The organism is Streptomyces sp. NPDC050548 (assembly GCF_044457385.1).
Lineage (GTDB): Bacteria > Actinomycetota > Actinomycetes > Streptomycetales > Streptomycetaceae > Streptomyces.
Genome location: NZ_JBITGV010000003.1, coordinates 271,790 through 285,615, shown reverse-complemented (window position 1 = coordinate 285,615; position 13,826 = coordinate 271,790). Strand labels below are relative to the sequence as shown.

Genomic DNA, 13,826 nt, shown 5'->3' with positions numbered 1-13,826 from the left:
GCCTACTTGAGAAGAAGCCAGCCGTCTCTTGTCCAGCTCAGGGTGTTGAGCCCCAGCTTCGGAATGCCTGAATCCTCTCCGTCGTAGTAGTGGTATGCCAAGACATACTGACTTTTGTCTTGGAAGACGGACTCTCCGCCCGGGCCGATGTAGCGGCCGTGGGTCGCGAGGAGCAGGTCGCCGCCGCCCGACAGCATCGGCTTGCCCGCGCTGTCCGCGTACGGGCCCGTGACCGACGTCGAGCGGCCGACGCGGATCTTGTAGGTCGAGTTCACGCCGGCGCAGCAGGCGTCGTAGGACGCGAAGAGGTAGTAGTACGCGCCGTGCTTCAGGACATACGCGCCCTCCACGGCGTACGGGGCGTCGGGGCGGGTGGCCAGTTGGGCGACCGGCTCGCCCGGGATCGCCTTGCCCGTGGCGGGGTCGAGCCGGACCATGCGGATGCCCGTCCAGTACGAGCCGAAGGCCATCCACAGTTTTCCGTCGGCCCGGACGATCGCCGGGTCGATGGCGTTCCACTCGTCCGTGGTCTCCGAGGTGAAGGCCTTGCCGTGGTCGGTCCAGGTGCCGGGGAGGCCGGTCGGGGAGGTGGCGACGCCGATCGCGGAGTGGTTGGTGCCCCAGGAGGAGACGGCGTAGTAGAGCCAGTATCGGCCCGCGCGGTAGGAGAGGTCGGGGGCCCAGGGGTCGCCGGTGGAGTTGTAGTCGTACCACCAACTCGGGGGCGTGGCGAAGGCGTTGCCCGCGTCGTCCCACTGGACGCGGTCCTTCGAGGTGCGGGCGCCGATGACGCCGCCGGTCGAATAGGCCACGTAGCCACCGGACTTGAGGCGGATGACCGTGGGGTCGTGGATGATCTGCTGACCGGTGACCGGCTGTGGGTCGGGGTAGGCGGTGTCGGCCTCGGCCGTGGCGGGGAGGAGTGCGATCACCGCGGCGGCGAGCAGGGTCGTCGGTCTCGGGTGCTTCAACTCGGTGCCTCCGTCGGTGAGTCGTCGGCCCGCCGCGCGTCCGCTTCTTTCACGCCGTAGTTGGCGAGCGGTTCCGGGCCCCGGGGATCCGGGAGACGGCCGGGCGCGCGGCCGGGGCCGGCCGCGGCCGGGTGGTGCCCGGGGTTCAGGTCGGCTGGTCCCATGTCCCTGCCCTTGCCGGTAGGAGTCCCATCCTGTTCGAAATACCGTATAACGCCCGTAACTTCGAACGGGACGGTAAATTCGAAGCGCGTCCACGTCAATGGGTTGAGCACAGTGCAACGTTCATTCACGGCGTCGATTTCCGGACACAGCGGTCGTTCCCGGTCCCACAACGGCCACCGGACGACATGACGACGGCAGTTGTGGACGCGTAACCTCGGACCGGCTGTGCGGCGGACGGCGAGACGAGGGAGCGTTCGACGTGGTGACGGTTTCCCGCTGCCGCGGCGACAGTGAGGTGGCTGAGTCGACGTATGTCCTGGCATATTGCAGCGGTGCGCACGAAGAAGGAGATGAGGCGGCTCGCCGGCGCCCTCATCGACCCCATGCGCGTCCCCGTCCCCGCCGATCCCGAGGCCCTGTTCGACGCGCTGGTCGACTCCGTCATCCGCTGGCGGGGACGTGAAGTCGTGGTGCGCCGCGAGGTGTTCCCGCCGCACACCGCCAGCGGACTGTGGCTGGAGGGCGACACCTACGACGTCATCGTCATCGACAAACGGGCCGCCGCCTGGCACCAGATCGTGATCTTCTGCCACGAGGTGTGGCACATGCACCGGCGCACCACCGAGCGCCCTCCCCAGCTGACCGCCGAACGCGGCCCCCGGCCCGTCGCCGCCCGCACCGACTTCAGCGTCGCCGACGAACAAGAGGCGGACCGGTTCGGCATGTTGATGAGCGGGCGGCTGCGCCCCTGGCTGGAGACCGCGGCCGGCGCCGACTCCCCGTTCGGCCCCGCCGAGCCCGACGACGGTACGCAGCAGGGCGTCGCCGGACGCATCGGCGCCGCCCTCAACTACCGCGGGACCAGAAAATGAGCGGCCTCATCAACTACCTCAGCTGCGGCCTGCTGTGGCTGGGCATGCTGGTCAAGGCCCCCGATCTCGTACGCCACTGGCGCGACCCCTATCTCCGGGTCATCTGCGTGCTGCTCGCCCTGGCCGGGGCCTGCTTCTTCCTCGGGGCGCCGCCCACCGTCGGCGCGATCAACCACCTCAGCGGCGTCCCCAACCTCGCCGCGCCGCTGACCTACGCGTCGATCACCGCGTACAGCGCGTCCTCCCAGGTCCTGATCGTCTACTGGCGGGGCGGACCGCACGTCCACCGCACCGCCCGCCGCTGGATCGTGACCTACACGATCGTCCTGGTCGGCATCGCCGTGATGTTCGCGCTCGGCCACACCCCCGTGGAGCGCCGCACCGACTTCGACACCTACTACGCGACGACACCGTTCACCGCCGAGATGATCGTGCTGTATCTCGCCGGGCACCTCGCCGCCGTCAGCGTCACCACGGTCTCGTCGCTGCGCTGGGCCCGGCAGGTGCACGGCTGGCTGCGCGCCGGCCTGGTCACGCTGGGCGTCGGCTCGCTGTGCGGCGCCGGGTACAGCCTGACCAAGTTCGCGGCGGTGACGGCCCGTTGGTTCGGACGGGACTGGACGAAGCTCGGTACGACCGTCTCGCCGGCCGCCGCCGGGCTTGGCGCGGTCCTGATCGTCGTCGGCGTGCTGATCCCGCTGGCCGGCCCCCGGCTGACCCAGCGCCGGCAGGCCCGGCGGACGTACGCCCGCCTCGAACCGCTCGAACACGAACTGGCCGAACTCCTCACCCGCCGTGCGCTACGGCTGCCCCGGCCGCGCTTCTCCTCCCCCGCGACCCGGCTGGTGTGGCGGCAGACCAGCATCCACAACGCGCTCGGCCACCTCGACGCGTTCTTCGACCGGGCCCTGTACGAGCGGACGCTGGAGACCGCGGCGCGCACGACCGGAGAGGCGGAGCGGGCCGAGGCGACCGCGTGGGCGGCGGTCGTCGCCGCGGCCGTGGCCGAGGAACGCGGCGGCGACCCGGACCGCCCACCCACCGACGCACCGGACCGGGCGCCCAGCACCGCCCTCCTCGTACCCATCGCCGACGCGCTGGCCCGGTCCCCGCTCGTCGCCGCCGCCCGGGTCCGCGCCGGTACGACGGAAGGGAGCACGCGGGCATGAGCCTCATGGTGTATCTCGCCGCCGCCGTCTTCCTGCTCTCCTGCACCGCCCTGCTGGCCCGGCCCTCGAACGCGCCGCGCGACTCGCTGACCGTGTCCACCTGCGCGGCGATCGTCCTCGGCTCCCTGGGCCTCATCTGCGCGGCGCCGACGACCCTGAGCGCGGTCAACAGCCTCACCGGCATCCCGAACTTCGGCGCCCCCCTCACCTACGGCATGATCTCCGCGTACAGCTGCTCCCTGCTGATCCTGCTGTTCCAGTGGCGCGGCGGCTCCCCCGCCCGCGTCCGCCGCATGATGCTGCGCGGCATGGCCGCCTACGGCGCGCTGATCGTCGCCATCGTCGTGCTGTTCGCGCTGGGCGACGCGAGCACCGAGCGGCTCACCGACCTCGACACGTACTACGCCAACACGCCCTACATGCGCGAGATGATCGTGCTCTACCTGCTCGGGCACAGCGCGGCCACCCTCGCCATGTGCGCCGTGTGCGTCTCCTGGGCCCGGGAGGTCACCGGTCTGCTGCGGACGGGGCTGCGGCTGATCCTCGTCGGCACCCTGCTGGACGTGGTCGGCTTCCAGCTCACCAAGTACACGGCGGTGGTGGCCCGTTGGACCGGTCACGACCTCGACTTCCTCTCCACCGCGGTGGCCCCGCCGATGGCCTCGCTGGCCGCCCTGACCTGCTCCGCGGGCTTCGCCCTGCCGAGGCTGCTGCCGACGTTACGCGCGCACCGGCGCGACCTGGGCGCGCTGCGCGGGCTGGGCCCGCTGTGGTCGGAGGTGCGGTTCGCGTCCCTCGCGCCGAAGCCGCCGAGCGCGCTCTGGCAGCTGCCCCGGATGCGGCTGCACTGGCGTGAAGTGTCCATCCACGACGGCCTGTTGGCGCTCGCCCCGTACTTCGACGACCGGGTCCGCGAACGCACCCGCGACGCCGCCCTGCACGAGGGCCGCTCCGCGCACGAGGCCCGGGTGGCGGCCGAGGCGGCGATGGTGGCCGACGCCGCCCGCCGCGCCGCCGCCCGCGAGGAGCCCTTCGGCACGCCGAGCACCTACCGCCTCTACGCCACCGAGGTCTCCGACACCTGCGGCCTTGTCGAGCTGGCCCGGGCACTCGCCCGGTCGCGGCTCGCCAAGGCCGTACCGGAGAGTACGGTGAAGGCCACCCCGCGCTGACCCATGGTTGCGCGAACACCCCTGTTTCCAGGCTGATTTGAGGAGCCCCATGCCGCGGAGAGCTGTCGTCGTCGGTGCCGGTCTGGCCGGCCTGCTGGCCGCCGCCGCCCTGTCCGTCCACACGGACGAGGTGATCGTCCTGGACCGGGACGAGCTGCCCGACGGACCGGAGCACCGCAAGGGCCTCCCGCAGGGGCGCCACGCCCATCTGCTGATGTCCGGCGGCCTGGCCGCGATCGACGACCTCGTGCCCGGCCCGAGCGTGCGCGACCAGCTGCTCGCCGCCGGCGCCCACGAGATCTCCCTCAACTCGGGCATGCTCGCCCTGACCTCCGAGGGCTGGCTGCGCCGCTGGAAACACGAGGGCCCCCGGATGCTCACCTGCACCCGCGCGCTGCTGGACTGGGTGGTGCGCTCGGCGGTCCTGGCCAACACGAAGACCGAGATCCGTACGGCCCGGGGCCTGGACCTCCTCGGCGACGCCCGGCGCGTGACCGGCGTACGTATCTCGACGGACGCCGGGATCACGGAACTCGACGCCGACTTCGTGGTCGAGGCCAGTGGCCGCGGCTCACGGATCGTGCGCTGGCTGGAAGCGCTCGGGGTGACCGGGATCGACGAGAAGACCGTCGACTCCGGCCTGGTCAACGCGACCCGGATCTACCGCCGCCCCGAGGGCGCCGAGCACTTCCCCCTGACGATCATCCAGGCGAACCCGTACGAGTCCCGGCCCGGCCGCGCCGGAATGGTCCTGCCCATCGAGGGCGACCGCTGGATGGTCAGCCTCGCCGGCACCCGCGGCGGCGAACCGCCCGCCGACCCGGACGGCTTCCTCCAGTACATCCGCGACCTGCCGCACCCCATCCTCGGCAGCCTCGTCTCCGGCGCCGAACCCCTGACGGACATCCACACCAGCCACAGCAGCAAAAACGTCCGCCGCCACCTGGAGAAGGTCCAGGACTGGCCCGACGGCCTGGTCGTCCTCGGCGACGCCCTCGCCACCTTCAACCCGGCCTACGGACAAGGCATGTCGGTGGCCGCGCTCGGCGCACAGATACTCTCCCGCGAACTGGACCACGAGGGCTTCACCGCCCCCGGCCTGGCCGCCAAGGTCCAGCGCGGAGTCGCCGCCCCCGTGGAGGGCGCCTGGTCGATGGCGGTGGGCCAGGACATCTGGTACCCCGGGACGAAGGGCCCCGAGCCGACCAGGGCGGACCGCCTGATCACCGGCTACTCCCGCCGTCTCCTGAAGTCGGCGACGGGTTCGTACAAGGCGGCGGCAGCACTGGCAGCGGTCACAAGCATGGAGGCGGACGCATCCACGCTGATGCGCCCCGGCACCCTGCTGGCGGCCCTCAACGGCCCACTCCTGCCACCGCTTTCGGGCCCACCGATGACTCCGTCGGAACGAAGGACACTGGCCGACCTGGCGGGCCTTTAGCCTTCGCTTCCCCGGTCCCGGTCCGCCGCCAGGAGGGCGTTCTCGATGAGGACAGCGGCAATGGCGGCGGCCGAAACGCGGACCGCCTGATCACCCGCTCATCCCGCGGCAGTGACGAGCATGGAGCTGGCCGCCCTCAACGGCCCACTCCTGCCGCCGCTTCCCAGCCCGCCGATGACCCGGTCGGGACGAAAGACGCTGGCCGACCTGGCGGGCTCCTAGCCTTCGCTCACCCGGTCCCGGTCCTTCGCGGGGAGGGCCCTGTCGATGAGGACGGCGGCGATCGCGGCGGCGGTGGGGAAGGACTCGGCGTTGAGGACCCGGGTGCGGGCCGAGGCGCCGTCGAGGAGCAACGCCAGCTGTTCGCCGAGCTGTTCGGGGTCGGCGGCGCCGCCCTCGCGGGCCGTCGCCGCGAGCCGCGCGGCGAGGGCGAGCTTGTAGTCGCGGGCGTACTGGGACGCGGGGTGCCGGGGGTCGTGGATCTCGACGGCCGCCTCGATGTACGGGCACAGGGGCGTGAGCTCGTCCGAGCCGGACGCGGGCAACTCGAAGGCGGCGAGGAGCCGTTCGCGGGGCGTGAGGTCGGTGCGGTCGAACACTCCGGCCATGACGTCGGGGTCGAATCGGCGCAGGTACTCGGCGACCAGGTCGTCCTTGCCGGCGAAGTGCTGGTAGGCCGTGCGCTTCGAGACCTGGGCCTCCGCGCAGAGCTGGTCCATGCCGGTGCGGTTGATGCCCTGAGTGCGGAACAGCCGCTGTGACGCGCCGAGGATGCGCTCACGCGCGCCCCTCCCGCGACGCACGCCCTGGGGGCCCTTCTCCAACTTCGTCATGCCTTCATCATAGCCGCGTTCGGTACCGATCGGTGTACTTAGCTTGCGCTCCCGATCGATCGCACCTACGTTAAGTACACAACTCGGTGTACTAAGGAGGGATCGTGGGAAAGCTCGACGGCAAGGTAGCGGTGATCACGGGCGGGTCGACCGGCATGGCGCTGGCCAGCGCGAAGCTGTTCGCAGAGGAAGGGGCCCATGTCTTCATCACGGGCCGACGGCAGGAAGCGCTGGACGACGCCGTCAAGGTGATCGGCCGGAACGTGACCGCCGTACAGGGTGACGCGGCCGACCTGGACGACCTGGACCGCCTGTACGAGACGGTCAGGCGGGAGAAGGGCTCGATCGACGTGCTGTGGGCGAGTGCCGGCACGGGCGAGCAGGGCAAGCTCGGCGAGATCACCGAGGAGCAGTTCGACCGCGCGTTCTCGCTGAACGCGCGCGGCACGCTGTTCACGGTGCAGAAGGCGCTGCCGCTGTTCAACGACGGCGGCTCGATCTTCATGACCGGGTCGAACGCCTCGCTCAAGGGCTTCCCGGGATGGAGCGTGTACGCGGGGAGCAAGGCCGTGCAGCAGGCCTGGGCCCGGGTGTGGCTGAACGAGCTGAGGGACCGGCGGATCCGGGTGAACGTACTGACCCCCGGTCAGGTCGCCACGGCCAAGCAGGCAGAGCTGTTCGACGAGGAGACGAAGCGGCAGTTCGAGTCCCTTATCCCGCGGGGCGCGATGGGCAGCCCCGAGGAGATCGCGACGGTCGCGCTGTTCCTCGCCTCGGACGACTCAAGTTATGTGAACGGGCTGGAACTGACCACCGACGGCGGCACCACGGTGATCTGAACCGACACACCGGACGACCACAGGAAGAGAGCACATCCCATGGGCAGCATCAGCATCATCGGCACCGGGAACATGGCCCGCACCATCGGCGCGCTGGCAATGGCGGGCGGCAACACCGTCGAGGTCATGGGCCGCGATCACGCCAAGTCCACCGCCCTGGCCAAGACACTCGGCGGCGACACCACGACGGGAGAGTGGGGCGCCGTCCCGGCCGGGGACATCGTCATCATGGCCCTGTTGGCCGACGGTGTCGTTCCGGCCGTCGCCCACTACGGAGACGCCCTCGCGGGCAAGGTCGTCGTCGACATCAGCAACACTTTCAATGCCGCGCTCGACGGTCTGACCCACCGCGAGGCCACCTCGATCGCGCAGGAAGCCGCCAAGGTGGCCCCGCCCGGTGCCAGTGTGGTGAAGGGGTTCAACACCGTCTTCCGCCACGTCCTGGAGAACGGCCGCCCCGACATCTTCATCGCCGGCGACGACGCGCGGGCCAAGGCGGCCGTGGAGGAGTTCATCAAGAGCCTCGGGATGCGCCCGATGGACACCGGCGGCCTGAAGATGGCGCACTGGCTGGAAGGAGCGGGACTGCTCACCATGGGTCTCGCCCGCAACGGGGTCGGGGGCTGGGACTTCTCCCTCGGCGTCACGGAACTTCCCGCCTGAGCCGACGGTGGCATGCACGCGGCGCCCGCCGGCGGGCGGTCGTCAGCGCCCCCAACTCTCAGCCCGCGAAGGCAGGTTGAGCCAACCCCTTCCCCGCCCCCGGCACCACCAACAGCGAACCGGCGACAGGATGCGGGGAGTTGAGCCCCACTCGCGCCGTGGTGACATACAGGTCGGTCAAGTCCGCGCCGCCGAACGCGCACGCGGTGATCAGCGGAACAGGCAGCCGGACCTCACGGTCCAACTCCCCGTCCGGCGCATACCGTCGCACCGCACCCCCGTCCCACAACGCCACCCACACACACCCGTCCGCATCGACGGTCAGCCCGTCCGGGAACCCGGCACCGTCCTCGATCTCGGCGAACCGCCGCCGCTTCGAAACCCGCCCGTCCGCGTACTCGAACACATCGATCCGCCGCGTGGGCGAGTCGATGTAGTACATGAGCCGCCCGTCCGGACTCCACCCCGTGCCGTTGCTGACGGCCACGTCGTCGAGGACCAGCTGGACCGACCCGTCCCCGGTGATCCGGGACAACGTGCCGCCGCACGCGGCCTCGTCGTAGCGCATGGTGCCCACCCACAGCGCCCCGTCCGGGGCCACGGCCGCGTCGTTGGCGCGCCGCCCGGGGACCGGGTCCCGGTGCAGCCACCGGAACGAACCGGCGGGGTCGACGAGCCCGACCCCGTCCCGGAGATTGAGGACCAGCCCCCCGCCGACCCGGGGCTTCGCCGCGCCGACGTGCTGTTCGGTCACCCTGACCGTGCGCGCGCCGGTCGCGGGGTCGTACGTGTGGACCCTGGAGCCGAGGATGTCGATCCAGATCAGCCGCCCGGCCGCCGCGTCCCACGTCGGCCCCTCGCCGAGGGTGGCCTCGGCCCGTACCGCCACTTCGTACGTCATGCCACGCTCCGGTGTCCGAGTCGCTCCGACAGTTCGGCCGCACCCTTCACGGCGAGCTGCTCCAGCTCGTCCCGCCGCTCGTCGCTCCAGCGGATCATGGGCACGGAGATGGAGAGCGCGGCGACGACCTGCCCGGTGCGGTCCCGGACCGGTGCGGCCACGCAGGACACGTCCGGATTCGACTCGCGGCTCTCGACCGCGACCCCGCGCTGCCGGATCTCGGCGAGGGCCGCGCGCAGGGCGTCCGGCTCGACGATGCTGTTGGGCGTCATCGCGACCAGCGACGCGCCCGCGGGGATGCGGGCGGTCAGCTCCGGCTCGGGGAGGGAGGCCAGCAGCATCTTGCCCACGGAGGTGCAGTGGGCGGGCAGCCGGCGGCCGGCCGCCGACACCATGCGCACCGCGTGCGTGGAGTCGACCTTGGCGATGTAGATGACATCGGTGCCTTCGAGGATGGCCACATGCACGGTCTCGTCGCAGGTCTCGGCGACGGATCGGGCGACCTGCTGGCCCTCGGCGGCGAGGTCGAGCTGCTCGGCGTACCGGCTCCCGAGCTGGTACGGACGGACTCCGAGCCGGTAGCGTCCGGGTTGTCCGGGCACGGGCACGATGTAGGACCGGGCGGAGAGAGTGGTGACGAGTTCGTGCACGGTGGTGCGCGGCAGTTGCAGCTTGCGCACGATGTCGGGGGCGGAGAGCGTGCCGTCCCCGTCGAGGAAGAGCTCAAGGATGTCGAGAGCCCGGGTCACGGCAGGTACGAGGCGTCCCACAGCCGGCCCCCTTCTTAGAGTCGTAACGACTGGCGTGTTCGAAATTTCAACTGACGATCGGGATAACGAACACAGGCTAGCCATAGAGGGTTGCACGGGCAATGGTCGCGTGATCGCCTGATTACCGCCGGGCCCGCGGATCGCCCAGCGCACCCCTCAACCGCTGGGCCCGCAGGACGAGTTCCAGCTCGAAGCGCCGGTCGGGATCGTCGATCTCGCCGCCCCACAGTTCGCGGATCTGCCGCAGCCGGTAGCGCACGGTCTGCGGGTGCACACCGAGCCGCGCGGCCACCTCCGGCGCCCCGCCCCGCGTCTCCAGCCAGGCCAGCAGGGTCTCCGCGAGCCGCCGCCCGTGCGTCGGCCCGCAGTGCGCGAGCGGCGCGAGACACCGCAGCGCGAGATCGTCGATCAGCTCCTCGGGCTGCAGCAGGACCAGCGCCTCGGTGTGCTCGGTGCAGTACAGAACACCCCCGGCCGGCAACAGCCCCCGCTCCATCAGCCCTACGGCGGCCTCGGCCCAGCGCGCCGACTTCACCGCGTCGGCCAGCGGCACCGGGGGCCCGATCGCGCCGGCCCAGCCGGTCAGCGCGCGGTGCAGCAGCTCGGGGCGGCCGGCCGCGTCCGGTTCCGGGACGACCATGCGGGGCTGCTCGTACTCCATGTCGAGCAGGACCTCCTGGCCCACGGCGGGAGCGACCGCCTCGCGGGCCGGGCGCAGCAGCACGCCGACGGAGACCTTGTCGGGCAGCGGCCAGCCGATGCGGGCGGCGCGTTCGGAGAGGGCCTCGGCCGGGTCGCCGCGGTGGTGCTCGGCGAGGAGGAGTTCCATCAGCCGCCGCTGGAGGCGCAGCCGCTCCCCCGCCTGTCTCGCGGCGGCCTCCGCGTAGCCGCGCACGGACTGGTCGACGAGCCCGTCCAGATACTCGTAGCCCGCGTCGACGAGTTCGTACATCGCGGGCGGCGGGATCTCGACGCGCTGGCCGATCTCGGCGAAGCGCCGCCAGGCGAGCCGTACGCCCATGCGGTAGATCGCCTGGAGCGAGTCGAGGCTGCGGCCGTGCAGGCCCTCGCCGCGCCCGAACTCCTGGAAGACGCCCGGCGGTACGGTCGGCCGGCCCTCGGCGGTCTCCAGGTGCTGGACGAAGACCTCGATGGCGCGGCGGATGCCGATCAGCGCCATGGGTTCGCCCGACTCGTCGAGAACCAGGGGCAGTTGGGGGTGCTCTCGGCGGATCTCGCGCAGGATCTCCTCGGCGAGCGCGGGCGCCTCGGCCATGGCGATCGCGGCGAACTCGCGCACCTGGTGGCGCGGCACGTCGAGCCACGCCGAGCGTGCCGTCACGGTCGCCGGTCGAGCGGCCATGGGGTCAACTCCCTTGACCCGCTTGCTCGTAGGTGATCAGGGGCGTGTTCGGCTGGTCGGGCCTGGCATCGAGCAGCGCGACGATGCCGAGGGCGGCGCCGACGGCGAGGGCGGCGGCAAGCGCCATGGTGAGTACGGCGGCGAGCAGTCTGGACATCGCAGGGTCGGCCTCTCTGTCCTGAGGTTCTGTCCCGGGGTGCTGTCCCGAGGTCGTCCGCCCCTGCCCGTCGGCCCAGTGTCGGCAGACATTGACACTCCGTCAAGGGGCGCCTACGGTTCCCGGCCCAAGGGCCGGCCCGAACTCCTCACCACCTTCCACTGGAGTGTCCGGATGCGCCGTAAAGCCTCTCCACTTTCCTTGATTCTCCTGGGACTTGGCACGTTTCTGCTGGTCCTGGCGCCGCTGCTGGCGTGGTACGTCGAACCGCGGGCCGCCGTGACGCCGATCGACATCGACACGACCGCCGTCTACCGGGGCACCGGAAGCTACTTCGACACCAGCGAGTTGCGGACCGTCGACGACAAGCGGATCACCGTCACCCAGCAGGTGCGCGGCGATGTCGCGGACAGCGAGAAGAGCGGCGACGCGGTGTGGGACGTCACCACGACCGTCGACACCGACAAGTCCCTGCCGGCCGCCGATCCGCACGACGCGCTGGAGTTCTTCCCCAACCGCTGGGTCACGGACCGTAAGACGAACAAGCCGGTGCACTGCTGCCACGAGAACCCGTACTTCGAGGGCGACGCCTATCTGAAGTTCCCGTTCGACGTGCGGAAACAGCCGTACCAGTGGTGGGACAACTCCCTTGGCGGCACGGTCACTCTGCGTTACGCGGGGACCAAGAAGGTGCAGGGCTACTCGGGTTACGTCTTCAAGGGCACGGTCCCGCCCACGAAGATCGGCACCCGGCTGGTCCCGGGCAGCCTGGTCGATCAACCCAACTCCCCCCAGATCCTGGCCGAGGAGTGGTACTCCAACCACGGCATCGAGCTGGTCGTCGACCAGCGCACCGGCCGGGTGATCTACGCCCAGACCGGCCCCCGCCGCACCCTGCGCGCCCCCGGCCACGCCTACGACTCGCTGCTCCTCCTGGACGCCGACAAGCTCGCGTTCACCACGGCCACACAGCAGGAACAGGTGAAACTCGCGAAGAAGGAGAGCGGTCAACTGCGCCTGGTGGGACAGTCGTTACCGATCGGTGCCGCTGTGGCCGGATTCGTCCTGGCCGTGATCGGTGGCGTTTTGGTGCTACGAGGGCGTCGGCGCCCCGAATCACCCGCTTCACCCGAGTATCCGCCCACGATGTGACGTGACGTCAGTTCTGATAACCCCGGAAATTGTCACGCGGGTGAGTAGCCGTCAGGAACGCCGAAGCGAAAACTGTCCACCCATCCGAGCACAGCCCACCCACAGAACTCCCGCACCGCGCCCGCCTTTTGCCCGCCCTTGCCAGCCCTTGTCCCCCTGTGTTCCCGCAGAGTTCCGCACCCCGAGACGAGTTGGAGCACCCATGCCCCAGCACGTGCCCCACCACCCGCTGCGTACCGCGTCTCCGCCGGCCGCGCAGCACTCCCCGGCGCCGGTGCCGCAACCGCGCCGCATCGTGTTCCTCGCCCACCGGGACCTCGACAACCCCTCGGCGGGCGGCTCCGAACTCCTCGTGGACAGACTCGCCGACGGCCTGACCCGGCTCGGCCACCAGGTGACCCTGCTGTGCGGTGGCCCCGCTGCCTACCGCGACTACCGCGTCGTGTCGGCGGGCGGCACCTACGGCCACTTCCTGCGCGCCCGTGCGGCGTTCACCCGGTCGATCGGTGACTGCGATCTGCTGGTCGAGGTGTGCAACGGCATGCCCTACTTCGCTCCCGTCTGGCATCACGGGCCCACCATCCGCCTGGTCAACCACGTCCACACGGACGTGTGGAGGATGCGGTTCGACGGCCCGATGGCCCCGGCGGCGCGGATCGGCCGACGGCTCGAACAGTGGGCGCTGACCGGGGCGCAGCATCGCGGCCTGCTGGTCGCGGTCTCTCCCTCCACCGCACACGCGCTGCGCGGCATCGGGATCGAGCGGGACCGGATCCGGGTCGTCCACAACGGAGTCGAGGAACCCGGCCCTTGTGCCGAGCGCTCGCCGGAGCCGTTGTTCGTGGCGGTGGGGCGGCTGGTCGAGTACAAGCGGATCGATCTGCTGCTACGGCTTTGGGAACGGGTGCGGCCGGTCACCGGTGGGCGGTTGTTGATCGTCGGCGACGGGCCCGAGCGGGAGCGGCTGGAGCAACTCGCGGGGCCTGGTGTGGAGTTCACGGGCCATGTCTCGGAGGCGCGGAAGCATGAACTCCTTTGTGCTGCCTGGCTGTTGCTGCATCCCTCCGCGCTGGAGGGGTGGGGGCTGGTGGTGACGGAGGCGGCCGCCCGGGAGACGCCGGCGATCGCGTTCGACGTGCCTGGGCTTCGGGACTCCGTCGTGGATGGGGAGACGGGGGTACTGGCGCGGGGGGAGTCGTCCTTCGCGGCCGCCTGGTGCACGCTCGCGCTGTCCGCGCACCGCCGAGAGGTCATGGGCAAGGCGGCTTGTGATCTTGCGGCTCGTTATCGCTGGGATCGGACGGTGAGACAGTTTCGGGCTGTTGCCGCTGAGGCGGTGAGGGGCTGGGGGTCGTGAC

Annotated in this window: 15 protein-coding genes; 8 read left to right on the top strand and 7 right to left on the bottom strand. The window is 70.9% G+C overall.

Going from position 1 to position 13,826, the window contains the following annotated elements:
* Positions 1-2: 2 nt before the first annotated feature.
* Positions 3-971: an arabinan endo-1,5-alpha-L-arabinosidase gene (locus ACIBJH_RS11405; protein ID WP_399116611.1), complete on the bottom strand. Its 969-nt coding sequence runs from the start codon at positions 969-971 to the stop codon at positions 3-5.
* Positions 968-1,135, bottom strand: coding sequence for a hypothetical protein (locus tag ACIBJH_RS11400; RefSeq protein WP_399116610.1), 168 nt, complete (start codon positions 1,133-1,135; stop codon positions 968-970). Before ACIBJH_RS11400 ends, ACIBJH_RS11405 begins: the two co-directional genes overlap by 4 nt.
* Before the next feature lie 333 nt (positions 1,136-1,468).
* Between ACIBJH_RS11400 and ACIBJH_RS11395 the strand changes: the two genes are divergently transcribed.
* Genes ACIBJH_RS11395 through ACIBJH_RS11380 form a run of 4 tightly spaced genes read left to right on the top strand, consistent with a single transcriptional unit; the run spans position 1,469 to position 5,790 of the window.
* Positions 1,469-2,008 carry a toxin gene (locus tag ACIBJH_RS11395; protein ID WP_399116609.1) on the top strand — a complete coding sequence of 180 codons (540 nt, stop codon included), beginning with the start codon at positions 1,469-1,471 and terminating at the stop codon, positions 2,006-2,008.
* Positions 2,005-3,177 carry an MAB_1171c family putative transporter gene (locus ACIBJH_RS11390; RefSeq protein ID WP_399116608.1) on the top strand — a complete coding sequence of 391 codons (1,173 nt, stop codon included), beginning with the start codon at positions 2,005-2,007 and terminating at the stop codon, positions 3,175-3,177. Before ACIBJH_RS11395 ends, ACIBJH_RS11390 begins: the two co-directional genes overlap by 4 nt.
* Positions 3,174-4,349, top strand: coding sequence for an MAB_1171c family putative transporter (locus ACIBJH_RS11385; protein WP_399116607.1), 1,176 nt, complete (start codon positions 3,174-3,176; stop codon positions 4,347-4,349). Before ACIBJH_RS11390 ends, ACIBJH_RS11385 begins: the two co-directional genes overlap by 4 nt.
* 49 nt (positions 4,350-4,398) lie before the next feature.
* Positions 4,399-5,790, top strand: a complete 1,392-nt coding sequence (locus ACIBJH_RS11380; RefSeq protein ID WP_399116606.1) for an NAD(P)/FAD-dependent oxidoreductase — start codon at positions 4,399-4,401, stop codon at positions 5,788-5,790.
* 218 nt (positions 5,791-6,008) lie between these two features.
* Here ACIBJH_RS11380 and ACIBJH_RS11375 read toward each other — a convergent pair whose 3' ends face one another.
* Complete coding sequence (locus tag ACIBJH_RS11375) at positions 6,009-6,623, bottom strand: TetR/AcrR family transcriptional regulator (RefSeq protein WP_399116605.1); 615 nt, start codon at positions 6,621-6,623, stop codon at positions 6,009-6,011.
* 104 nt (positions 6,624-6,727) lie between these two features.
* On the opposite strand from ACIBJH_RS11375, the gene ACIBJH_RS11370 reads away from it, so the two are divergent.
* Positions 6,728-7,462 carry an SDR family NAD(P)-dependent oxidoreductase gene (locus tag ACIBJH_RS11370; protein ID WP_399116604.1) on the top strand — a complete coding sequence of 245 codons (735 nt, stop codon included), beginning with the start codon at positions 6,728-6,730 and terminating at the stop codon, positions 7,460-7,462.
* A gap of 39 nt (positions 7,463-7,501) precedes the next feature.
* Entirely contained in the window at positions 7,502-8,125 is a 624-nt protein-coding gene (locus tag ACIBJH_RS11365; protein ID WP_399116603.1) for an NADPH-dependent F420 reductase, read from the top strand.
* A 58-nt stretch (positions 8,126-8,183) separates the two neighbouring features.
* On the opposite strand, the gene ACIBJH_RS11360 is transcribed toward ACIBJH_RS11365, so the two are convergent.
* From ACIBJH_RS11360 to ACIBJH_RS11345, 4 genes are all read right to left on the bottom strand, one after another.
* Positions 8,184-9,026: an SMP-30/gluconolactonase/LRE family protein gene (locus tag ACIBJH_RS11360; RefSeq protein ID WP_399116602.1), complete on the bottom strand. Its 843-nt coding sequence runs from the start codon at positions 9,024-9,026 to the stop codon at positions 8,184-8,186.
* Complete coding sequence (locus ACIBJH_RS11355; RefSeq protein WP_399116601.1) at positions 9,023-9,796, bottom strand: IclR family transcriptional regulator; 774 nt, start codon at positions 9,794-9,796, stop codon at positions 9,023-9,025. The genes ACIBJH_RS11360 and ACIBJH_RS11355 overlap by 4 nt, the downstream gene beginning before the upstream one ends.
* A gap of 121 nt (positions 9,797-9,917) precedes the next feature.
* Complete coding sequence (locus ACIBJH_RS11350; protein WP_399116600.1) at positions 9,918-11,159, bottom strand: helix-turn-helix domain-containing protein; 1,242 nt, start codon at positions 11,157-11,159, stop codon at positions 9,918-9,920.
* A 4-nt stretch (positions 11,160-11,163) separates the two neighbouring features.
* The gene (locus ACIBJH_RS11345) at positions 11,164-11,316 is read right to left on the bottom strand and encodes a hypothetical protein (protein WP_362970637.1); all 153 of its coding nucleotides are present in this window, start codon (positions 11,314-11,316) and stop codon (positions 11,164-11,166) included.
* A gap of 174 nt (positions 11,317-11,490) precedes the next feature.
* Between ACIBJH_RS11345 and ACIBJH_RS11340 the strand changes: the two genes are divergently transcribed.
* Both ACIBJH_RS11340 and ACIBJH_RS11335 read left to right on the top strand, forming a co-directional pair.
* Positions 11,491-12,468 (top strand): DUF3068 domain-containing protein, encoded by a 978-nt coding sequence (locus ACIBJH_RS11340; RefSeq protein WP_399116599.1) that lies wholly within the window; start codon positions 11,491-11,493, stop codon positions 12,466-12,468.
* Positions 12,469-12,670: 202 nt separating this feature from the next.
* Positions 12,671-13,825 (top strand): glycosyltransferase family 4 protein, encoded by a 1,155-nt coding sequence (locus ACIBJH_RS11335; RefSeq protein WP_399116598.1) that lies wholly within the window; start codon positions 12,671-12,673, stop codon positions 13,823-13,825.
* Position 13,826 lies beyond the last annotated feature (1 nt).

Bases quoted from the DNA above. Each gene is read 5' to 3' on its own strand.
- ACIBJH_RS11380 (WP_399116606.1), top strand. From the start codon at position 4,399: ATGCCGCGGAGAGCTGTCGTCGTCGGTGCCGGTCTGGCCGGCCTGCTG.
- ACIBJH_RS11400 (WP_399116610.1), bottom strand. From the start codon at position 1,135: ATGGGACCAGCCGACCTGAACCCCGGGCACCACCCGGCCGCGGCCGGC.
- ACIBJH_RS11340 (WP_399116599.1), top strand. From the start codon at position 11,491: ATGCGCCGTAAAGCCTCTCCACTTTCCTTGATTCTCCTGGGACTTGGC.
- ACIBJH_RS11365 (WP_399116603.1), top strand. From the start codon at position 7,502: ATGGGCAGCATCAGCATCATCGGCACCGGGAACATGGCCCGCACCATC.
- ACIBJH_RS11390 (WP_399116608.1), top strand. From the start codon at position 2,005: ATGAGCGGCCTCATCAACTACCTCAGCTGCGGCCTGCTGTGGCTGGGC.
- ACIBJH_RS11350 (WP_399116600.1), bottom strand. From the start codon at position 11,159: ATGGCCGCTCGACCGGCGACCGTGACGGCACGCTCGGCGTGGCTCGAC.
- ACIBJH_RS11335 (WP_399116598.1), top strand. From the start codon at position 12,671: ATGCCCCAGCACGTGCCCCACCACCCGCTGCGTACCGCGTCTCCGCCG.
- ACIBJH_RS11385 (WP_399116607.1), top strand. From the start codon at position 3,174: ATGAGCCTCATGGTGTATCTCGCCGCCGCCGTCTTCCTGCTCTCCTGC.
- ACIBJH_RS11375 (WP_399116605.1), bottom strand. From the start codon at position 6,623: ATGACGAAGTTGGAGAAGGGCCCCCAGGGCGTGCGTCGCGGGAGGGGC.
- ACIBJH_RS11345 (WP_362970637.1), bottom strand. From the start codon at position 11,316: ATGTCCAGACTGCTCGCCGCCGTACTCACCATGGCGCTTGCCGCCGCC.
- ACIBJH_RS11360 (WP_399116602.1), bottom strand. From the start codon at position 9,026: ATGACGTACGAAGTGGCGGTACGGGCCGAGGCCACCCTCGGCGAGGGG.